At 36.7% G+C, this 23,218-nt stretch carries 19 protein-coding genes; 15 read left to right on the top strand and 4 right to left on the bottom strand.

Going from position 1 to position 23,218, the window contains the following annotated elements; all coding sequences use genetic code 11:
* The first annotated feature begins 15 nt into the window (after positions 1-15).
* From G7Y56_RS15285 to G7Y56_RS15310, 6 genes are all read left to right on the top strand, one after another.
* Entirely contained in the window at positions 16-912 is an 897-nt protein-coding gene (locus G7Y56_RS15285) for a glycerophosphodiester phosphodiesterase family protein (protein ID WP_165044832.1), read from the top strand.
* Complete coding sequence (locus G7Y56_RS15290) at positions 905-2,227, top strand: MFS transporter (RefSeq protein ID WP_165044835.1); 1,323 nt, start codon at positions 905-907, stop codon at positions 2,225-2,227. The genes G7Y56_RS15285 and G7Y56_RS15290 overlap by 8 nt, the downstream gene beginning before the upstream one ends.
* Positions 2,228-2,303: 76 nt before the next feature.
* The gene (locus G7Y56_RS15295; RefSeq protein WP_165044837.1) at positions 2,304-3,578 is read left to right on the top strand and encodes a hypothetical protein; all 1,275 of its coding nucleotides are present in this window, start codon (positions 2,304-2,306) and stop codon (positions 3,576-3,578) included.
* Positions 3,579-3,935: 357 nt separating this feature from the next.
* The gene (locus G7Y56_RS15300) at positions 3,936-4,490 is read left to right on the top strand and encodes an RNA polymerase sigma-70 factor (RefSeq protein ID WP_165044839.1); all 555 of its coding nucleotides are present in this window, start codon (positions 3,936-3,938) and stop codon (positions 4,488-4,490) included.
* A 122-nt stretch (positions 4,491-4,612) separates the two neighbouring features.
* Entirely contained in the window at positions 4,613-5,638 is a 1,026-nt protein-coding gene (locus tag G7Y56_RS15305; protein ID WP_165044841.1) for a glycerophosphodiester phosphodiesterase family protein, read from the top strand.
* 12 nt (positions 5,639-5,650) lie between these two features.
* Positions 5,651-8,386 (top strand): hypothetical protein, encoded by a 2,736-nt coding sequence (locus G7Y56_RS15310; RefSeq protein ID WP_165044843.1) that lies wholly within the window; start codon positions 5,651-5,653, stop codon positions 8,384-8,386.
* Positions 8,387-8,579: 193 nt separating this feature from the next.
* On the opposite strand, the gene G7Y56_RS15315 is transcribed toward G7Y56_RS15310, so the two are convergent.
* Together G7Y56_RS15315 and G7Y56_RS15320 are read right to left on the bottom strand one after the other, a co-directional pair.
* On the bottom strand, positions 8,580-10,283 hold the full coding sequence (locus tag G7Y56_RS15315) for a M48 family metallopeptidase (RefSeq protein WP_165044845.1): 1,704 nt from the start codon (positions 10,281-10,283) through the stop codon (positions 8,580-8,582).
* A gap of 74 nt (positions 10,284-10,357) precedes the next feature.
* Entirely contained in the window at positions 10,358-10,567 is a 210-nt protein-coding gene (locus G7Y56_RS15320; RefSeq protein WP_165044847.1) for a hypothetical protein, read from the bottom strand.
* A gap of 512 nt (positions 10,568-11,079) precedes the next feature.
* On the opposite strand from G7Y56_RS15320, the gene G7Y56_RS15325 reads away from it, so the two are divergent.
* The 8 genes from G7Y56_RS15325 (at position 11,080) to G7Y56_RS15360 (ending at position 19,308) form a co-directional block, all read left to right on the top strand.
* Positions 11,080-11,355 (top strand): hypothetical protein, encoded by a 276-nt coding sequence (locus G7Y56_RS15325; RefSeq protein ID WP_165044849.1) that lies wholly within the window; start codon positions 11,080-11,082, stop codon positions 11,353-11,355.
* Between the two features lie 103 nt (positions 11,356-11,458).
* Positions 11,459-13,123 (top strand): tetratricopeptide repeat protein, encoded by a 1,665-nt coding sequence (locus G7Y56_RS15330; protein ID WP_165044851.1) that lies wholly within the window; start codon positions 11,459-11,461, stop codon positions 13,121-13,123.
* A gap of 139 nt (positions 13,124-13,262) precedes the next feature.
* Positions 13,263-14,945: a type VI secretion system tube protein TssD gene (gene tssD / locus G7Y56_RS15335; RefSeq protein WP_165044853.1), complete on the top strand. Its 1,683-nt coding sequence runs from the start codon at positions 13,263-13,265 to the stop codon at positions 14,943-14,945.
* Positions 14,946-14,948: 3 nt separating this feature from the next.
* Complete coding sequence (locus G7Y56_RS15340; protein WP_165044855.1) at positions 14,949-15,479, top strand: hypothetical protein; 531 nt, start codon at positions 14,949-14,951, stop codon at positions 15,477-15,479.
* Between the two features lie 95 nt (positions 15,480-15,574).
* Positions 15,575-16,918, top strand: coding sequence for a hypothetical protein (locus G7Y56_RS15345; RefSeq protein ID WP_165044857.1), 1,344 nt, complete (start codon positions 15,575-15,577; stop codon positions 16,916-16,918).
* A gap of 20 nt (positions 16,919-16,938) precedes the next feature.
* Positions 16,939-17,817 (top strand): DUF4329 domain-containing protein, encoded by an 879-nt coding sequence (locus G7Y56_RS15350; RefSeq protein WP_165044859.1) that lies wholly within the window; start codon positions 16,939-16,941, stop codon positions 17,815-17,817.
* A 16-nt stretch (positions 17,818-17,833) separates the two neighbouring features.
* A complete protein-coding gene (locus G7Y56_RS15355; protein WP_165044861.1) occupies positions 17,834-18,217 on the top strand; it encodes an NTF2 fold immunity protein in 384 nt (127 codons plus the stop codon).
* Positions 18,218-18,222: 5 nt separating this feature from the next.
* Entirely contained in the window at positions 18,223-19,308 is a 1,086-nt protein-coding gene (locus G7Y56_RS15360; protein ID WP_165044863.1) for a hypothetical protein, read from the top strand.
* A 79-nt stretch (positions 19,309-19,387) separates the two neighbouring features.
* Here G7Y56_RS15360 and G7Y56_RS15365 read toward each other — a convergent pair whose 3' ends face one another.
* Together G7Y56_RS15365 and G7Y56_RS15370 are read right to left on the bottom strand one after the other, a co-directional pair.
* Entirely contained in the window at positions 19,388-20,746 is a 1,359-nt protein-coding gene (locus G7Y56_RS15365; protein ID WP_165044865.1) for a lipopolysaccharide assembly protein LapB, read from the bottom strand.
* 69 nt (positions 20,747-20,815) lie between these two features.
* Positions 20,816-21,034: a hypothetical protein gene (locus G7Y56_RS15370; RefSeq protein WP_165044867.1), complete on the bottom strand. Its 219-nt coding sequence runs from the start codon at positions 21,032-21,034 to the stop codon at positions 20,816-20,818.
* A 417-nt stretch (positions 21,035-21,451) separates the two neighbouring features.
* Here G7Y56_RS15370 and G7Y56_RS15375 point away from each other — a divergent pair, with 417 nt between their 5' ends.
* A complete protein-coding gene (locus G7Y56_RS15375) occupies positions 21,452-23,218 on the top strand; it encodes a DUF3945 domain-containing protein (protein ID WP_165044869.1) in 1,767 nt (588 codons plus the stop codon).

The following is a 23,218-nucleotide window of genomic DNA, read 5'->3' on the forward strand; positions in this document are numbered from 1 at the left end:
AAAGTAAAACAAATTATGAAACGATTAAATATATTTATTCTGTGCATATTCCTTTTTCAAACAATTATAGCACAGGACAAAGCCACAGAAATCAGAAATAAGCTACTCACCAGAGATCAGTCTACGGTACTTGTAGTTGCCCACCGTGGCGACTGGCGAAATGCTCCCGAAAACTCATTACCCGCTATTGATAATGCCATAAAAATGGGTGTGGATTTAGTGGAACTCGATGTACAACGTACAAAAGACGGTATAATTATTCTGATGCACGATCCGACTTTAGACCGTACAACTACCGGAAAAGGTAAGGTTAGCGATTGGACGCTGGATTCTATACAAACCCTTAAGCTGAAAAACGGTTGTGCCATTCGGACGAAAGAGGTTATACCCACACTTGAGGAAGCATTACTTCACGCCAAAGGCAAAATAATGATTAATCTCGATAAAGCAGACCGCTACTTTGATGAAGTTTACCTGTTGATGCAAAAAACAGGTACTACAAAACAAATTGTGATGAAAGGCTCTAAATCGCCGGAGGAAGTAAAGGCACAATTCGGAAAGTATCTGGAGGATGTGATTTATATGCCTGTGGTCGATTTGGATAAAGAAGGTGCGGAAAAGCAGATAGTCACATTTATGGAAGAATTGAATCCCGTTGCTTTTGAATTGCTATACAAGAATGATTCAACCGCTTTACCATTAAAAATGAAAAACTTACTGGAAGGTAAGCACCTTATCTGGTACAATACACTTTGGGATACCTTATGCGGAGGGCATGATGATGACCTTTCACTCGAAGACCCGGATAAAGGTTATGGCTATCTGATCGACACTCTTGGAGCACGTATTATCCAAACGGATCGCCCTGCATATTTAATCGACTATTTAAGAAAGCGAGGTCAGCATGATTAAACAGCTAATAGCTTTCTTCTCACCTGTACCGGAAAAAGAAGAACTTGCAGAAGACAAAAAGTACCTCAAAAAACTACAATGGTCGGTCTTTTTATCAGCTACCATCGGATATGGTTTATATTATGTCTGTAGGCTTAGCTTAAGTGTTGTCAAGAAACCTCTGGTCGATGGTGGTATTCTTACCGAAAATGAACTGGGAATCGTAGGCTCTGCCCTTTTCTTTGCCTATGCCGTGGGAAAATTCGCCAATGGATTTATGGCGGACAGGGTAAATATTAAACGCTTTATGGCTATCGGATTACTTATCTCGGCTTTGGTAAATATCACACTCGGCTTTTCACATTCGTTCTGGGCGTTTGTTATCCTGTGGGGTGTAAACGGATGGGCACAAAGTATGGGTGCTCCGGCAAGCGTTGTCGGTTTATCAAGGTGGTTCACCGATAAAGAAAGAGGTTCATATTACGGGTTTTGGTCTGCCAGTCATAATATAGGTGAAGCATTGACCTTTATAGCTACCGCTTTTGTTGTCAGTATTGCCGGATGGCGATGGGGATTTGAAGCGGCTGGGATTGCCGGATTAATCGGAGCTGTAGTTATCATGCTGTTTATGCATGACAGTCCTACGAGTAAAGGTTTACCTCCGATAATGCCACCCAAAGAGTTGGGTAAATCAGTTGGGGCAACTCAACTCGAAGTTTTGAAGAATCCCTTTATATGGATACTTGCATTATCAAGTGCGTGTATGTATATCAGCCGATATGCCATTAACAGTTGGGGAATCTTCTTTTTAGAGAACGAGAAATCTTATACTTCTGTCGAAGCTAGTAGCATCATTGCAGTATCTTCTGTGTGCGGTATTATCGGTACTGTCTTGTCAGGAATTCTCTCCGATAAATTATTTAAAGGGAATCGGAATGTTCCGGCTTTGATATTCGGTATAGGAAATACCATTGCTATCGCTTTATTTGTGCTTGTTCCAAAAGGTTATTTTGCTATTGATATTTTCAGTATGGTTTTATTTGGACTTTCTATTGGTGTGTTGATTTGTTATCTGGGCGGATTGATGGCTGTGGATATTGCACCCAAGAAAGCTTCGGGTGCTGCATTAGGAGTAATCGGTATTGCCAGCTATATCGGTGCAGGTTTGCAGGATATACTCAGCGGTAGTTTAATCGGAGACAGTAAAACAATGACAGACGGCATTGCCAGCTATGATTTTTCTTCTATCCGCTACTTTTGGATAGGGGCGGCGGCATTGTCGTTTATGTTGTGTGCTACGCTTTGGAAAGTAAAGAAAAAGGATGTAAATGCGTAATACCTAAAAACAAGGTGGCTAATTATAAATTTCCCCTGCTTTAAATAATCATAACCCGAATGACTCAATTCTATCTATGAAATTCTTAGAAAAAGGCTTTCTATCTATTTTCCTTCTGCTTTCTGTTGCAAATAGCCACGCACAAACAACCGATACGCTTCAAGCCGGTTACAGAGTGATTCAGAATCAATCGGATACACTCGAAAACTATATTAAAAAGTCCGGAAATTTTAAAATAAGCGGATATTTTCAGGGGCAATATATTTATGCCGAAAGGGATGCTCCGGTTAAGATTGGCAGTGCGAATGAAAATACGAAGGGAAGTTTCAGCCGTATCGGTATCAGACGTTCACGTTTGAAAGTTACCTATGAAGAGGGTATTGGTTCAGGAACTTTTCAGATTGATATGAGTGAAAGAGGCATTGTTGTACGTGATGCTTTTTTAAGCCTTAAAGACCCCTGGCTAAAAACAGGTGCTTTTCAGGCAGGAATTTACCTGCGTCCTTTCGGATATGAAGTACGCCACTCATCATCCCGACGCGAAACTCCCGAACGTGCAAGAATCTTCACTACATTATTTCCGAACGAACGTGATCTGGGTTTTGGAGTTCAGTTACGTACAAAAGAGTCGTCACCGTTAAGTTTTTTATTGCTTGAAGCTTCTTTAGTCGCAGGTAACGGCGTAATGCCCGAAATCGACAGTAAAAGGGATTTGATCACCCGTTTAAGTGCCTTCCCCCGATTTGGTAAGCATATAACAGTTAATGCAGGTATTTCTTATTACAAGGGTAGTGTTTATCAGGGAACTGAAAATGTGTATCGTATGACTGGAAACGGATTTGTTGTAAACAATAATTCAGGGAATTCAGGAAGTTATGCAAAACGTGAGTATTATGGTTTTGATATCCAGATGGCATATAATCTGGGAATAGGCAGAAGCCAAATCAGGTTCGAATACCTTTTCGGGCAGCAACCAGCTACCCTATTATCTTCCGGAAGTCCTAATAAAGCAGTACGTCCGGCTGAAGATACTTATATCCGTAATTTTACAGGAGGTAGCTTTATTGTAGTCCAGGATATAGGAAAATTGCCAATCTCTATTTTTAGCCGGATTGACTGGTATGATCCTAATAATCAAGTAGAGGGGAACAATATTGGACTAAATGGCACATCAAAAACCGATATTGCTTACAAAACCTTCGGGATAGGAACTCTCTGGAAATATAACAGGGACTTGGAACTAAATGTCTATTACGAGTGGATAAGGAACGAAACCTCACTGAATTTATTGGAGTATAAGGATGATCGAAAAGATAATGTCTTTACTTTTTCAATTTTATACCGATACTGAAAATAAATAATCAGGTATCAGTATTTATTATTAATAAGGGTGTGCTCCTCTTGGGCACGCCTTTCTTAATGCATATTTTGTTCGAGTCTGTGAAGATTTAAAATTAATTTTGGTACGCATCGTTAGTATCTTGAATAGCTTCATATTGGGGCTAATACTTGGATGTATTGTTGGTCTTATCCCTACCATTTAAAAAATAATTCCACAATATTAATCTTAACAAATTCTTTATGAATAAAATAGCACCTTTATTTGGAAAATATATTTAATTTATAGTAATTTACTTTTTCATAAATAATGAATAAAATTCAAGAATTTTATCTATACTGAAAATAGATAATACAAATATCTTTGACCATGGATAAAGAACTTGAAATACAATGTTTAGCCAGTCTTGCTTTGGGTGATCATAAGGCATTTAAAATTTTATTCTTGTTTTATTTTCCGAAAGTCAAATATTTTATAACCAAACTAATAAAGTCAGAAATTGAAGCCGAAGATTTGGCACAGGACATATTTGAAAAAATATGGCTGTTACGAAAAGATCTTTCAGCAATCGATTCCTTTAGTTCATATCTCTACCGTATGGCTGTAAATTCGGTATTGAACTCACTCAAAAAGAAAAAACACCACAAAATCTATTTAGAACATTTACAGCATAATAAGAATAATCAGTTAACTGCCGAAGAGGCAATCTACGCCCGTGAAATTGAACTGTTAATATTACTGGCTGTAAGTAATATGCCGATTCAACGCAGAAAAATTTTTGAAATGAGCCGCTTTCATGGATTAAAAAATATAGAGATCGCTAACCTTAAAAACATCTCTAAAAGAACGGTAGAGGTTCATATCAGTTTAGCTTTAAAAGAAATCCGCAAAATAATCCCTTCTTCTTTATCCTTCTTTTTTTAAACATTTATTATATTATTACATATAATCGTTAAGTGCGTTTAACGGTTTGATTGTCTTATTATATATAAAATCCGGCAACTAATTGCTATGGGTTAAATTTTTATAATTAAAAGTACAAGCTTATGAGACAGTTTATTTTAAAATTCTTAGCTGCCATTCTTCTGTTAATGGCCACTCAAACTGATGTCTTTGCACAGCAAAGATTGAGTATAAACCAAATCGTTCACATTATTAAAAACCAAAGGCTGTATCCGAATTATAATTTGGTTGCGGCACACAGGGGGTATTGGGCGGATTCACCTGAAAATTCACTGGGAGCCTATCAGAAAGCAATTGAGATCGGTGCGGATATAGTAGAAATGGATGTCCGTTTGACCAAAGACAATGAAATGGTAATTTTTCATGATGCCTGCCTTGACAGAGTTACAAATGGTTATGGAAAGTTAAGAGACGAGAACTGGAGTTATGTGTCAAGCCTGAACCTGATAATGCCGGACGGTACAGTTACTACAGAGAGGGTACTTAGACTCTCCGATGCACTTGATGCTCTCAATGGAAAAGCTGTAGCATCTATCGATATCAAGGAAGGAGGAGCTGCTTTCAATGAAACTATGATTAGAGTTATAACAATGGTTAGACAGAAAAATATGCTGAATCAGACGCTGATAAAAGGTAAACTTTCACTTGCTGATTTACAGTCACAGGTTCTGGCGCCAGCAGGGGTTACGCTTTCAGATTTTATTTATACTCCGATTGCTTTTTCCAATACAACTAATCTTGAAAATTATATAAATAGTTTTGCAGCCAATCCTAATATATATGCCTTTGAACTGGTATATAAACAGTCTGACGATTTTATTCTTAATTTTATTTCTATACTACAACAAAGCGGAATTTGGATCGGACAATATTCTTTCTGGCCTGAAACTAGTTTTGGAGTTTTTGCTGAGAAAATACCACTTACCGATTGCGATGTGATTACCCGGGATTATAATTTTCTGGATAATCCGAATAGTCCACCTAACGCATGGGATGATGGTCGTGGAGATTGGGACTGGCTTTTATCTAAAGGTGCTAATTATATAATAACCGATAGAGGCGAACTAATGATTGATTATCTAAATGAAATTGGAAAAAGAACCAGATAATAAAACAGAGTTATGAAAAAGAATTTATTCATTTATATATGCTTATTACTGGCAGGTTTTTTTACTCAAATAGTTGGACAAACATTACCGAATCCTATACGGAATTATCCACTGAATAATGGGAGTCCTGTAGACATTGCCAGAGGTAGAAACGGTACGATCCAAGGAAATATAAGTGCTATTGCCGACCGTTTTGGTATAGCGGCAGGAGCTATGCGCTTTGAAAACAATACTCATATAGACACACCTCCATTTTTCATAGGAACAGATCCAACTGAAAATTATAAAAATGGTTTTACCATTTCATTCTGGACATTTATTGATGAGAATATTTCCAAAAATCAGGGGATAAGACCTTGGTCTGATAATGATGTGACTTTTCAGGCATTTTATGCCAGAAGCGGATCTGCTTTGGTTAACAATACGCTGTTAGGTTTTCAACGAATTCGTGACCGTGCAGTTATAAACCGACATACTGCCGATCAAAATAATACTATAAGAGATTGGAGGCTATGGTTGTGGGATCCGGTAAATTTCACAAACCGAATTGGGTGGTATCAAGTAGTTTTGGTATATGAGAGGGCAAAAATGACAACCTATATTTTCTATCCCAACGGACAATCTGAAAGTATGTCGCATTATTTCAGCTTACAGGATTTATCTAATGTAACATCTTGGGGGCTAGGGAATATTAATCAAGGCAATAATTTGCCATTTAGGAATCTTGATGATTTCAGAGTCTTTGCCCAGCCTCTGACAAGGGAACAGGTACGCGTTTTATACTCACGGGAAGCTGTTCCAGGAGGAATGTACAGGGTCTCAAATGCAGCTAATGAATCGCAGTTTATACACACAGTAGGTAGGAATGTAAATCCGGGAGCAAGACTTGAATTATTAAATACCTCAAATACAGAATTAACAGCACCATATCAATGGGTTTTCGAACCTGTTAGCGGACAGCCGAATGTATTTAGAATTCGGATGGGTTATACAGAAGACTCATATGTCCATTTAGTTGGAAGATCCACAGGGAATGGAACACGAATTGAAACACTAGCTTTAAACTCTTCATTTCCAGATTTCTATCAATGGTTCGTGGAACCCGCCGCAAATGGTACGTTTTACATACGTTCCAATGCTAATCAAAGTATGTATTTGCATCCGGCAGGAAGGTCCACAGTCAACGGCACGCCTCTTGAAATACTTAATTTGAATACATCTTTTGATCAGTTTTATCGTTGGCGTTTAAATCTTTCAAAAACACAATTTGAATTAAGTGATGCTTCATTACAAGCTACAACTCACTTGATTGTTCCATCATTCAATACATTCCTTGAAAACCAGCCGCAGAATACGAATGTCACTAATGCTGATCCAATTAAAATTGGTAGAGAAAGTAATCCGAATCCGTTTTTTTCAAGTTGGCTAGTTACTAAATCAAAAGATGACAGTTATCTGGTACGAACTGCCAATACTAATGATAGGTTCTGGCATCTTTTTCAGGGGAATGTATCAAATGGAAACTCTGTACAGGTATTGAATATGGGTGGTAATAATCCGAATATCTTCAGATGGGTGTTTGATCGGGATGTCATCAATCGTTTTGGACGTCGCTATGAAGTACGACCGGCTCTAAATCAGAACTTAGCATTACAGTCAGATGCAAATGCACCTTTAAGGCAAAACAGTAACTTATTTATTAGACAAAGACCAACTCAAAATCAGGATGGATTATCATGGCAATTATTTCCATTTCGAAATTCGCCTCCGGTCAATAAACAGGTCTATCGGATAGAGCCGGGTATATATAGAATAAGTAGCCAGGCTAACCAGTCATTATTCCTTGCCACTCAAAGCTTTTCAGCCAATAATTCGGCTAGATTAAGTATACAGAATTTTTCAGAGGAAAGATTTACCAACTTTTATTGGGATATTGATTATGAAAGAGACGCTCAAAATAATCCCGTCAGAGATGGAGCATATTTAATAAAACTCTTCGGAACTGATAACAGGTGTATTCATACGGTTGGAAATAGTTTGAATAATTCTACTGATCTTGAAATCTTTGGGCTGAACACAGTACATATGGGAACATATAAGATGTTTATTGAACCTGCCGGAGGTGGAAATTACAGGTTGAGACTGGCAGGTAACAGAGATTTGTATATGCATTTATGGGGTAATAATACAGGAGCAAATACAACAGTCGAAGTATTGCAGTTCAACTCTCAGTTTGCTAGCACCTATGGGTGGAGGTTTGATAGAATAAACATAGAAGCTCCCCTTGCTACCGGTAGATATAGATTAGCCCTGGCAGCAACTACAAATCCTCAAAGGTTCTTACATACCAGAGGTCGTTCTAACAATAATGGAGCAAGGCTTGAAATCTTAAATTTCGAACAATCCTTTGCCTCTCATTATTTATGGCTTATCGAAAAACAGACTGATAATACCTATATTTTACAGCGTAGTAGTGTCAACAACAGATATGTTCATCCGGTTGGACGATCGGTTGGAGATGGAACTAGATTGGAGATATTAGAGCTTAATAATGATCATGCACGCTTGTATAAATGGATTATAGAGAGAGGAGTAACTCCTAATTCTTTTAGATTCAGGTTAGTCGATTTTCCGGGACGGTTTATGCACACTTCGGGAAATTCTACAGGAAATTCTGCTGAAGTGGAGATATTAAATTTTAATAATAATTTCCGGCAAACTTATGAATGGATACCAATAACACCTTAATTCATTAAAGTTAAATACTAAGAAGTGAATATCCACTTCTTAGTATTTATTATTTTATATAATTGTAAATGAAATCTATACGGTGTTTGTAGATAATATTTTTTAGTTACATTATCCTTAAGTGATAAATATACCATTTAAAGTATAACAGCATTTCAAGAAAGGAAACGGTGCTGGCATGAGCAGATACAATTTACATTTCATTTTCACTAGAATCTACCAATTCTTTCAAATATATGCTACTTTGTCTAAGGTTCTTTCTTATAGCTTTTAATTGGTTATCAAATAATTCTTCGTCTTTCGATTCATCCAAACCCAATATTGCGAATATGTCAGCCTTGCTGTATTCATATTCAATAAGAATAAATATTAGCAGTTGCATTTCGGGAATCTGACTTATTTTAGAAGTACTGACACTTAATTTTCTTAAATAATCCTTTGCATATTGAACCAGACTTTGATTCGACTTATATTTAATATCTGCGACCATCTTCTTGATTCGTTGATACAATTCAGGTTCTTGCTCTGCACCTAAATCTTCCACCAGTTCTTGTACATCCCTGTCTATTCCCGCCCAATCATGGATTAAATGCTGGTGAATATTTTTCATCAAAGAAAATCTTTCTAACTTTTGTTTCAATATCTCATTTTCCGAATTAAGCAATTTGTTTTCAGCGTCAACTAATTGACTTTGTTTTAGCTCCTTCTCAAATTTCAGACGTTTGTTCCTTAATAATAAAGCAGCTATAAAACAAAGAAAGAAAGCCAAGCCGAAAGTTATCCCTAATATTGTTATCAGTTTTTGGTGTGCTTCGGCAGATTCTTTTTCTATAACATATCGCTGATACCTTTTTTCTGTGATGAATAACTTCTCTAACCAGCTTTCGTCAATGATCTTCTCAATTACCTTTTCTTTTAATTTAGTATAATAGAATGCTTCCTCATATTCTCCGTTCAATTTATAGAAATCTATCAACGAAGAGTATATGTTCCGTAATGCAATATTGTCATTGATCTTTGACAGACCGCTTTTTATTATATCAATGTGAGTTTGGGCAATATCAGGTTTGTTAATTTGAGTATTTAACCTTGCCAAGTTAAGATGAATACTGAAAACTTCTTCTTGATTTTTTGTTTCATCCAAAGCCTTATACAAATATTCTTCCGATTTGCCATAATCCCCTTTTTCCCATAAGACCATACCCTTTAAAAAAGTGAAAGTGGTTTCATAGTCGGAGTCATTAAGCTGCATTGACAGTACTGATCCTTTTTCGAAATATACTAAAGCACTGTCTAAATTAGTCATATCGTCGTATGTACGTCCGATCTGCTGATAGGATAAAAGGCGATATTTTTCTGAGCCTTCTGTTTTAGTATAATACTTGTACGCCTCTTTATAACGGACTAATGCCGTATCTTTTATTTCTTGTATATAATATAAATTACCGATGCAGTGAAGGCTTTTAGCAATCATCAAATCGTCGTTAGTTTTCCGTGCGTAGTATTCAGCCAGTAGATACGATTCGAGTGCTTTATCATCATTTAACCTATCGTATGATACCTTGCCAGCACTAAAATTTGCCAACGCTGCTTTATGAGGATCGCTCTTTGCATTAAAATATTCCTGTGCTTTGAATATCAATGTATCGCTGGTAATATCTTGCTTACTTCTGATTTTAGCATCTGTTTTGGTAAGAATATAAAGCATATAATTTTCTTCGTCCATTGTTTCAGGATTAGGAATAGACTCCAGCAAGATCATTGCATCTTCTGGTTTGTCATTTATGATATTGCGAGCCTGATTTAATATTTCTGCTTGACTATTTTCTCGGCATGACGAGAGCAGCATACTTAACATCAGGAATATTAAGTAATTAATTTTACCTTGTTTTTGCATAAAAAGGGTATGTTTATTTTGAAGAATAGTTTGCTGAAAATATTATTGTTAAAAAGGATTATCCAGCCATAGTATTAATTTATATTCTGTTTTAATTCTTGGTTATCATATAAAATACTGTCTCGGCAAATGATTGTTGAATCTATCCTATATTCTTTATATACCGGAGTAACTGGTCTTCCACCACTTCCAATCCCATCCGATTCATCGTCACCTAATTTATCACAGGATGCTAAACAGAATACAGCCCCGCATAACATTAGGGCGAAAAATAATCTTTTCATTTCAGGCATTTTAGTATTATAGATTTAGTGTATTTGTGCAATAAAAGTATTACAATAACACCACCAAATCAATATCCTCTCATAAGTGTGAGAAGCATTGGAATATAGTTTATTGGAAATTAGATTATTAATGTGCCCTTAGTTGTAAATTGTGATAGTCATGTGGTAGCAGATTAAGCTAAATCCCGCATTTATTTAGCAGGAAATGCACCATAATACAAATTCATACACCAACTTTTTCACGAAAAAATGGCAAGTCAACGAGGGAAAATTGTAGTTTTTATTGACTTTTCGGAAAAACCGATTAAGAAAAATCTGTATGATAAGCACACTTGCTATCTGGTATATATTTTAATATAAGTTATTTAGATTGCTTTGGTTTTAACAAAAATCTATATAGGGTAGTTGGAGTATTGTTTTTTGCGTTATAGCGTACTAAATTTGCAAGATCGAAGACTAACTAAACTAAGCCTAAATTAATAAATAATTCCAAATTCCCAAAATTCTTTATTATGAAAAATAAGTACCTGTTAATTTCTATTTGTACACTTTTTTTTGTGACCGTACTATTTTGTTCCTGCTCCGATTATGATTATGATAATATGGGTGACGGAAACACAAGTGGCGATGGGATGCCAAATATACAAAGTAAAAAAAATATCGAAACCGAAACCGATATTTCACTGCAATCAAACAGCGATACTATTGCAAGCCCGATAGCCATACCATTTACCACAATCCCTGACGATGGTAATACAGGTGGTGACGGTATGCCTAATAGAAAATGATAAAATTAGCTATTATCAGCTAAACTATTTACAAATCTGACAGTATTAAACATTAATAGGTTTGGGGATTTCCCCTTACCCTAGAAGTTAATATCCTTACCTTATGATAATTTCAGTAAAAAAATATATCCTTTTCCTATTTACTCTGTTCTATCTGATTTCTTGCAAAGAAACTACGCCATCTTCCGATTTGTTAAAACAAGCTGAGGACATTGCATTTACACACCCAGCCGATGCGGTAAAACTACTTGAATCCGTAGACAATCCCAGTGGAATGGATAAAGAAAATTACATGCAGTATATTGTAACAATGGTACAGGCTAAATACAATAATAAACAGAATATCACATCTGATACATTGATTTTTGAAGCCCAAAAATATTTCAACGAAAAAAATAATACAGAAAGAGCCGCTAATGCTAATTTTTATACGGGTATAGTATATTGGGCGAAGGATATGCCCGATAAAGCCCTGAAATATTTTCTATTTGCGGAAAGAAATTCACGTCAAGTTAAAAACAAAGAACTTGAAGCCAAGTGCCTTCACTCTCTTGGGTATATCTATTACCAGCAGAATATGGTGGATAGTGCAATTGTTCATTATAAAAAAGCCCTTCAATGCTATGGCGACGACAAGGAATCAGCTATTAATAGAATAAAGCTCAACTCAGGATTGGGGCGTTCCTTTGACTTAAAAAACAATCTCGATTCAGCACTCCACTATTTCACAAGAGCAATCGAGGTAGCTAATATAATAGATAATAAAAAATATCAGGGAATCGAAGCGTACAACATAGGATTTATTTTATTCCGACAAAAACAATACGGGAAAGCTAAAGAGTATTTTAACGAAGCCATACAAGAATCATCCAGTACAGTTGATAGCCTTAAAATATTTCTGAACTACTCCCTACTATATAACCAGACACAACAATTGGATTCGGCAAAGTATTATATTGACCTGATAAATAATCGGTTGCCAAACATAAAAGACAATCAGCTATTAGTAAGTATTTACGGCTCAATGTCCGACTATTATTTACAGACAGGAGATTTCACGAAAGCCCTTCATTTTAAAGATTTGCAGATGTCAACCGATCAGAAGATTGCAGCAGCAAGAAGTACTGAAAAAATTCTCGATGCGGAAAATAAATATAATCTATATCTCAAAGAGCAGGAACACAAAGCAGAAAGAAAGTTCTTTGTATTGCTGCAATTCACTGTATTTATTTTGATGGCACTAGCTTTTGTTTTCTGCCGAAAACGAAAATACAAACGGCTAAAAAAGCTGGAAGAAAAAGTTCACTCTTTGACGCAGGACAGACTATTTGAAAATAGTATCGCGAGTAAAAGTTACCTTGAAAACGTATATGAACATTTCATCATCGGGTGGTCTGACATAGAAGCCAAAGTCAAACAAATATTATCGACAGGCAGGGAAGAAATAGACATAGAAATTTATGTTGAAATCAAGGCAATGGTTGACGTTTTGAAAAAACAAACCAACGAGCAACTTCTCAATGTAGCAAAAGATTATCTTTCAAGTGACCTTTATCTCGGTAAAAAATTATCAACTACGTTAACCGATAACGAATTAATTATATTGATGTTATGTCACCTTCAATATTCGGAAGAAGCCATTGCATTTATAATAGAAAGCAAAAGAAATACATTCAATCTTGCTGACATCAAATGGAATATTGAGCGAAAGTTAAATAAGGCGGGAATGAACGGTTTTAATATAAAAGCACTGTTATATCCTGAGTAGATTTTTTATTTATTCTATTTGGGTAGAATAAATATTTAACAGAAAAGGTTAATTTACAACCAATCTTTATATATTTGTTTGTGGAGTGTTGTATATGCTTCACAAACAATTTCTTCTAACACAATTAATAAAACACACTATGGCATTTAAAGCAATATTGAAAGTAGGAGGAGAAGAACGTACCTTGCTAACTTATCACAATTACCTTTTTGACATGTGGGGTGTCGACTTTTCAAAAGTCAAAGAACTAAATCCTACATATCCTACGCTTTACGATTATATGGCGGTAGCTAAAGCATCGCCCTATGCTTTCAGACGTTACGGCGAACCATTGGGCGGACTATTCGACTTTACAATGGAATCGACCGACGACGACGAGTTTTTCTATCACTGGTTCAAATCAAATCTAAAAGAGGGGCGTACATACCTAAATCATGGTGTCATAGAGCTATACGACTCATGGGACGAATTTATGCCTATGCGACGTATTGAGTTTTGGGATGCGTGGATAACTGAAATTTCGGAACACCATATTGCGTATTCTAACGTACCTATGATACTGGGATTTACACTCTCACCAGCGACTATACGTGTCAATAAACAACTCGTGTTCCAAAAGAACTGGAAGCAGACCGATATAAACCAACAAGGGGGACAAACCCAGCAACAAACAGAACTGTTCGTATCTGAGATCAAATGGCGGGGAAAAAAAGACAATTACGTTTCCCCCGTTTATCGCAAAGACCTAATGCTGAATCATGGAATAGATTTGGAAGTAATTACCAAAGATTACAACGAAGGCGAAAGTTTTGAACTGACAGTAAAACAGAGCAACGGAAGGAGAATCAAAGGACAATCGACGGAGTTTTCTGTAAGTGGTTCGGTAGATGCCGACGGATTGGCGACTATTTCGAATTTCCAAGTAGAATGCGATTTCCAAGATGATAACCAAAATTTCGGAGATATTATTTTCTACCACAAAGACAGAGAAGTAGCACGGTTCAAAGAGAACTTCGGTTGGACGTACATAAAAGAGGGTGGCATTACGAAAGTATTTGTAAATATGGAGTTGCTTGTGGATTATCTTCCTTTTGGTTGTTTAGAATCAGACATTAAAGATGCGATGGACAGTTGTTTCAGAAGAACATTGGAAAATTCGTCAGGAGGGATTATAACAGGTAAGTTATTTTACAGTGGAACAAAAACAAACGAACTACCTCAATTTGTACCCAATGTATATATTATTAAAGGAAATCCTAATGGAGGCTCTCAGGGTGGTTGTTTTAAAGGAAATGTAACGGTATTCTCTGATTTGGAGGAAACCCCTGATTTTTTACAGGAATTTTCTGAAACAATCGTCCATGAGCTTTTCCACGTCACAAGAATCGACCATCCTTTCGAACGAACACAATCAGAAGATACAAAGCTATTTAGCGAAGGCTGGGCGAGGTATTCTACCGCATTATCGACAGACCCAATGATTTATTATAATATTATGAACTATAATTATTGTATTATCAATGGCAAACTACTAAAAAAATTATGGGCAAATAAAAGACCTGAATATCTAACTAAAGGTCAGTTACAACTTATGCTAAGAGAAATTGATTTGCAAAAAACGGGAGAAGGTACGAAACAAAATCTGAATGTAGGCAGTATGATAAAATCGGGTCAATTAAGTGGGGCAGGAATAGATATTCTTCATCAAAACAATCAAAATCCTGACGATTATTCATATTTGGATTACTACTGGACGGTAGGTGTTCCCGGTAAAGTGATAGATGGCTATATGCATAGAGAAACAAGAAATAAACCCAGATAAATTATGAATTATTTGTTTATTATACTGCTTAGTCTAATTTCATTAGGAGCTTACGCACAAAAAGACACGGACAGCTATACTCAAAAAAATGGCTGTACATATTATTTTGATAAAAAGCTAAATAAAAATATTTATACAACTCCGACCCTTAACCCCGAATACAAGAAGGGGGAACACATATTTATAGTCGACTTAATAAATAATATCAATATTCCGCTAGAAGAAATTCACAACATCTTTTGGGAAGAAGGCATAAATACATTACTGTGCAAACTGATAATAAATAGTAACGGCAGTATTTTATCTATGGAAATTATTACCGAAGGAAAGAATAAAGATGAAGATAATCATACAGAACTGGAGAAATTAAAGAAAAGCATTATCAGATCAGCAAAAAAACTACCCAGATGGAAGCCAGCACAATGTAATGGTAAGAATGTAGTATATAGCACTTATTTCGAGATTCGCCAGTCTGCTTTTAAAATGCCTAACTCATTATTGAATAAAAATACTGTAATTCAACACCCAGATTAAAATAATGAATGTATAATGCAAAATAAAATTAAAAACACTTTGCCATTTAAACAAATTTTAATACATTTCGCAGATATTGCCTTTATAGAAATCACATGATACCAAGCAGATACATAATCATTTTATCTTTGCTCGTGTCAATTAATACAATTGCCATATTCGGGCAAGTAGTTGTGAGAACACCACAACCTGCTACACTTTCAAACGGTATCATTATCGGAAATCCCAGCAATAGAAATAATCCGTCCGTACCCAATATCCCGAATTTCCCGACCATTACTAACAATACTCAACGCCAGCAACAGGAAATGTACGAAAGGGACAGGCTGACAGTACAACGCATGAATGCTGAACTCATGGCTGATAATGATTTATCAGGCTTTTCCTCCATACAATACGATTTACCCTCTTTTGCTGGAGAACAAGGAACGGAACAGTACCACCAGACAGCCACCAAGCTACTCGATATGCTGCAAGGTAAAACACCACTTAACCTCAAAGAAGCAGTATTCTCCGTAGAGAACGCCTTCTTTGAAGGAATGCTAGACCGCAGCAAGTACGAAGAAAATATTTCCCGAATGGCTACCATTGCCCAATTAAAAGCCAAGCAGGACGGTTACAACTGGAACAATCCCGAAGCAAAAAACATCATGCTCTTTCGTGTGATGTCCGATACACTCAAAGTCAAACTCCACATGCACGAAAAGGCTTCCACATCCTTTCCCATGCAATATGACTTTGACGATTACAGGGGAGAAAAAGATTATTCAAAAATGTTTGTCACAAAGCTAATCAACAGCCATACGGGACAATGCCATTCCCTGCCATTGCTCTACCTTATCCTTTGCGAAAAAGTCGGAGCAGAAGCAAGCCTCGCCTTCTCGCCCCATCACTCCTACATCAAATTCAAAGACAGGCGAAATAACTGGCATAACCTCGAACTCACACAAGGCAGAATGACAACAGATGCCTTTATAGTCGGTTCGGGATTTATTAACGCAGTAGCCATAAAGAACAAGGTATATATGGAAGCTCAGACAAAAAAGCAAGTTATAGCACACTGTTTGTCGGATTTGGCAGCAGGATATGTACACAAATACGGATATGACCCGTTTGTCATTCAGTGTGTAGATTCTGTATTGGCGTATGCTCCGGGCAACACATCGGCTTTAGCGATGAAATCCAATTATCATTCAATACGTTTGACATTTACGGCAAGTCAGGTCGGAAGTCCGCCCCCGGATATACTAAAAACGCAATATCCGCAAATCTATAAACTGTTTGAAGAACGGAACGCCTTTTACCACCGTTTGGATGAAATAGGCTATGTTGAAATGCCGAAGGAAGTGTATGAGACTTGGCTCAACTCGGTAAACCAAGAAAAAGAAAGAAGGGAACACGATATAAGGTACAAAAATGCGTTACGAATGATTGAATGATAACTTAAACAGAACGATACATGAAAAGGACAGTATTATTTTTAAGTATTTTGTTTATTTTCGGCTCTGCTATCCATGCACAGAAGGACATCTTTAAAAAGCATGGTTTCAATAAAGAACCGCTTACACTCAGTAAAGGCAAATACAAAGAAACCTTTACCAATGAAGATGTGATGCAGATAGGTACAGTACTAATTGATACCCGCACGGAAAAGATAGTTGAATTTCTGGAAGAAGATACGACCATGTTTGCCTATAAAGCGGAAACAACAAGCCGTTTTCTGACGATTGATCCACATGCCGAACGGTATTATAATTGGTCGCCCTATGTTTATTGCTATAATAATCCAATGAGATTTATTGACCCTGACGGGAGAGATCCGGGTGATAAATTTAAGACTAAAAGAGAAGCAGCGAAAGATTGGGGGAAATATTATAATGGAGCTTCAATAATAAGAGGAAATGAAATGTCATCAACAATATATAAAACCGGGTCTGGTAAAAGTACTGTTTATAGTTATACAGAAGCAATTGAAGGAAAAGCTAGTAAAACAAAGAGTGGAGGTTCAGGAACTCCTAATGGGACAGAGAAAGCAGCGATCATACATTCTCATGGCAATTATGATGAAAAGTATGAAAATAACAAATTTTCTAATACTGATAAGCGGAATAGTTATAATCAAGAAGTAAATAGTTACGTAGCTACGCCCAATGGGACATTACAAGAATACGATCCATACACAACAAAAGTTAATGTTGTTTCCACTGACTTACCAAGCGACCCTAAAGATCCTGACCGAAAGAATGATGTCAAACCCGTGGATATTCCAAAACAGAAGGCGGATGAAGAAGCTAAGAAAAAAGCACCCCCAGTATATAGAGGATATCATGGAGAATAATATAAAAACTTACATTATGAAAAGAATATTTGCAGTACATATAATTATTATTTTGTTTCTAATATCTTGTGAGGGAAATAGAAATAATGAAAACGAAATTAAAAATAGTGTCAAAATAGAAAATGAAGATAAGGCAATACCTGCTAATACTGAAACAAAAGGCTATTGTCCCAAAGATGGATTTATCCCAGATAAAGAGACAGCCGTTAGTGTTGCAGAGATAGTTTTAGTAAAAATATATGGAAAAGAAGTTCTTAGCCAAAGACCATTTTTAGTTACCCTTAAAGATAATATTTGGATAATAGAAGGACATCTGGAGGAAGATATGGATGGAGGCGTTGCATATATTGAGATTGACAAACAAACGGGTCAAATTAGAAAAGTTGTACATACAAAATAAGTAATATGAGAATAAAGATATTTCTTTTATTGATGTATCTCCTTTCAAGTAGCAGTATCTTGAAAAGTCAGGAAATAACCCCTCCCGATAGTATCTTCGGGCAAGCGTATAATTACATCAATGGCATGTTGAACGATGATATACCATTGAGTTTTAAAGATGCGGTTTTTAGCACGGAAACAGCTTATTATGGAAGGACATTAAATCTTGAAGCGTTGAATGAAGAATATAGTTTATTACTGAATTTGGTAGAGAATATATCCAATTCCAATTTAATTACCTATACAGGAAAAGATGCGGGAGCAGTAACAAAATACGCAGCTATATTTAAGGTTTTGACAGATACGGTTTTAGTACCCGTTAACTCCACACTTGTTTATGAACATACACCCTATACCTACGATTTCGACGACCCTCTGGGACAAAGAGACTGGAGTAAAATGTTTATTTGCAATCTTCTGGAAACAGGAAAAGGCAACTGCCATTCATTACCCTATTTATATAAGATACTTGCGGAAGAACTGAATGTACCCTGCAACCTAGCCTTTGCCCCCAACCACATTTATATAAAACTGTTCTCCGAAACAACTGGATGGTATAATACAGAGCTTACAAGTGCCACATTTCCCATTGACGCTTGGCTTATGGCTTCGGGCTATATAACCATAGATGCCATACGCAACGGACTATACATGGACACCCTTAGTAATAAGCAAGCCGTAGCCAATTGTCTGATAGACTTGGCACATGGTTATCAGCACAAATACGGAAAAGAAAACCCCGAATTTGTAATACAGTGCTGCAATACCGCCTTAGAATATCATCCCGCAAATATAAACGCTTTGCTGACAAAAGCCGAAGCACAAAAGTTTTATATTCATTCCCTGATGAAAGCTAAAAACCTGAAAAAGCCCGAACAGCTTTTTGCAGACCAGACCATAAAAGATATGTATTCAGAAATGGAGTCGATTTATATTGAATTACATAAATCGGGCTATCGCCGTATGCCCGAAGAAATGTATTCGAAATGGATAGACCTACTCAGGACTGAATCAAAAACATACACCAATAAGAAGATGAAAACGATTTGAAACTTCGTAAAGAGTAGTAAAAAGAAGCACCGCAGAAAAAAAATCCCTGCGGTGCTAAAAAAATAATTGATTGTAGTATTTATTTCTCTCCTTCTTCTTTTTCTTCTTTTTCTTTTTCAATCTCGTCTAAAATAGCTTTGAGTTCCGCTTCGGAATCAAATCTTGCCTCTTTAGAATGTAACGCACCTAAGAGAATATCATATTTCTCTGTAAATCTCCTTATTTCCTCTTTCCCTTTTTGGGTATCTCTATAATTTAGATATACGAAAAATAGAATAATTAGCAATATAATCAGCACTCCTAAAATAATCCAAAGTCTCTGTTCCCTTAACGTCTGAGCCTCTATTTCTTTTTGTGTAAGATAGTAGTTTTTATCAGCTTCCAATAGTGCGGGAGCATTAGCCTCCTTCTCAATCTGATCTTTAGTAACTTTTTCCAGATTACTATACCCTAATGCTTGTTCGAAGTTCCCTGCTTGTTTATAGTACTCAGAGAGGGCAGCATACATTTCTTTTATTGTATGTAAGTTTGTAACGCTGGGTAGGCTCGCCATAACCAAATCAGTGTATTGTTTGGCTGACTTAGCGTCCTTTATCTCATTGTATATATTCAACAAATACAAATTTATCTTTTGTATCTGTCTTTCGCCCGTAATATCCATATTCAAGGCTGATTGATAATATTCGATAGCCTTTTCATACTCTCGTTTGCCGTAACAGGTTGCACCTAAATTAAGGTAAAGCTGACTTTCTTCAATCGTATTTTTTTGTTTTTTTGCAAGAATCAAGCCTTTCTGAAAGTATAAGTATGCACTATCTAATTTATTAGCACCTTCAAAGGTACGACCTATATTAGTTAACGTTGTTATAAGCATTTGGGAAGTCAGGGGAGTACCCTTATTTGACTTTTCTATGTTATTGTTTATAGATAATGCTTTCTGATAATTTACAATAGCACTATCCAACATATCCCTCTCAAAGTATATATAGCCTATATTATTCAGGCTCTTTACAACAAGTAAATCATTACTCGCTCTTTGTGCTTCATCTGCCGAGTACATAAAAAACTCCAGAGCCTTTGGCTGCATACCGTTGAGATAATAAATCTGTCCCACATAATAATTAGCTAAAGCCAATTTTCCGATATTTCCTTTCTGTTCGAAATATCGTTGTACTCCAAATATAAGTGTGTCCCCCGATATATCTTTTCGAGCCTCCGATTTCGCTCTTATATAAGATAAAACATATTCCATGTAATCATCTTTATCCATTTTTTCGGGATTCTTGATGGAATCAAGCAGGGAAAGTACTCTATTAGGATTCGTCTCAAAACTATCTTGGGCTAATTTTAATAAGGCTGCCGATTCATTATTCTTGTTGCATGAGAAAAGTAATAAGCCAATGAATAGATAAAAAAAGAGTTTTGTGTTTGGTTTCATATTATGAATGAGTTTGGCAAAGGATGAAAAACGGTTTCAGTAAATATTAACTGAAACCGCTATTATATATTATGGTCGTAGATACTCTTTATTCGAAATACTATCGGTTTGTGTAATTTCATTTTCCAAAGATTCAATAGAAGTTGTTTCTATTGTTCTTACTTCCATATTCGCATCCGGTAATACTCCACCGCCATCTGTACCACCAACACCCATCTCATCTTTTTGGCAGGAAGTAAATAAAAATGCTGCAAGGCTAATTACAGTTAGTATTGTTTTAGTTTTCATTATTATATAATTGTGCGTTAAAGGTTAATTTAATCTATTAAGAATTGAGAATAAATTACGCAAATAAAAACTATTGTTTTTGAATAGCCGCATCAAATTGTAGGTTTAATATTTAAAATCTCAATTTTGAGGAAATGGTTAGAAAAAAAAGAGAAAACTATCCCCACCAGCACATCACCGCTAAAAATAATTGTAAACATAGTATAGCCCTACTGCTAATTAAGACTAATCATTTTGCATATTTCTAATTCTCTAACCTATCAATCGCAATTATACCTCTCCTATTTATTATCCCTAGTGAAATCTGATGAAATCTGATGAAACGTGAAGTCATTAATCTGAAATACAGAATATTAAATACATAAGTCTATTATATTTGGTTTGTCAAAATATTTTTAACACTTAAAAAATGTGCGTATGGCAAATCAACAAAACAAGGCAAAAGCCCTCAAAAACGAACCGGCAGAAACTCCGGGTAAAAATCACATCTTCATCGCAGATAACCAGAAACAAACGGTTGATGCCGTTAGTGGCGTCGATGAGAAAGGCAAGCTCAAAACCGTTCCTGCCCAAAAGAAGAATCAAAAGGATTTTCTGGAAATAGGAAACAACTCTGATGTGATCGATCTTGTAATAACGGCACTGAAAAACTTTCAACGACAAGCCAAAGACCCTAATCGTTTTAATTTATTCAAGTTGCCAACAGAAATCTTTAAGGAAGCAAAGGCAAACCTGAAAGAAATTTTCTCCGGATTCTTCTCCAAAGACGCAGAAAAATCCCGTATAGACCCGGAAGACCTGCGTGGCGCCGCAAATCAAAACAACAGTAAACAATCAAAAGAAAAGGAAATGGCAAAAACAAATCAAACCAATCAGCAAGAGCCTATCGGCGATGTGAATACCGACAAGAAGTATCGCATTATGCCGGGTATGGTAGACTGGAATGCCCTCAAACAAATGGGTATCTCCAAAGAACTTTTAGAAAAGAAAGGATTCCTGGATTCTATGTTGCAAGGGCGTAAAAGTCCGGATACGATGTATCTGAATATCAACATGGGCAAAATGACTTTCCAGGGAGATGCCAAGCTATCACTCCAAAAGCAGGATAACGGCACATACAGTCTGAGGCTGCACCCTGTCAAACTCGAACCGGAGTTCAATACGCCTTACAGGGGACACGCTTTTACTGCGCAGGATAAGCAAAACCTGCTGTCTACCGGTAATATGGGCCGGGTCGTGGATCTGATCGGTAATGATTTTCAGATGACACCTTCGGTTATAAGTCTGGACAGAAAAACAAATGAGATACATTCTTTAGCCGCCGCCCATATTTATGTGCCCGATAAAATTGCAGGGGTAGAACTTCAAAAGCATGAAATCGAAACATTAAAAGCCGGAGAAGCAGTAAAAATCGAAGGATTTGTCTCCAAAGCCGGAAAGCCGTTCGATGCTGTAATCCAGGCGGATGCCGTAGACAGAAGGGTTGCTTTCCAATTTGACAATGAACCGGGAATTTACAATAAACTTGGTGGGGTGGAACTGAGCAAGCAACAACAGCAAGATTTGCAAGCAGGTAAGGTCATCCGTATGGAGGATATGACACGCAAAGGTACAGGTGAGCAGTACGATGCATATGTGAAACTCGATCCGGTTGGCCGTCGCCCTGTTTTTACCAGTTATAACCCCGATACTCCGGAAGGAGCCAGAGAGATAATTATTCCCAAATATGTCGGCAGCGTAAAGCTGGAAGCTGATGACCGTAAAGATCTGGCCAAAGGCGGAGTCGTTTTTGTAAAAGACATGACTGATTATTCGGGCAATATAACAGATAAATTCATCAAGATGCACCCTGAATCAGGGAAAGTAATGATGAGTAATTTCCCCGATGGCTTTGACGAGAACCAAAAACCAAAACTCGATATTCCCAAAGAATTGTTCGGTGTAAAAATCTCATCGGGTATGCGGGCAAAAATCCAGGACGGAAAAGCTGTAGAAATAAAAGGTGCTGTCGGTACCGATGGAAAGCCAATGCCATTGTGGGTAAAAGCCAACAGAAGCAATACGGCGATCAATACGTTTCACTCCGATCCGGATGCCAAGAGGAATCAGACACAGACGGCTGTCATACCGCGGACTCCGGAACAATCCGAAACAAACAAGAAGGCTTCGGGACAAAGAATGTAA

Source organism: Dysgonomonas sp. ZJ709, from assembly GCF_011039195.1.
Lineage (GTDB): Bacteria > Bacteroidota > Bacteroidia > Bacteroidales > Dysgonomonadaceae > Dysgonomonas.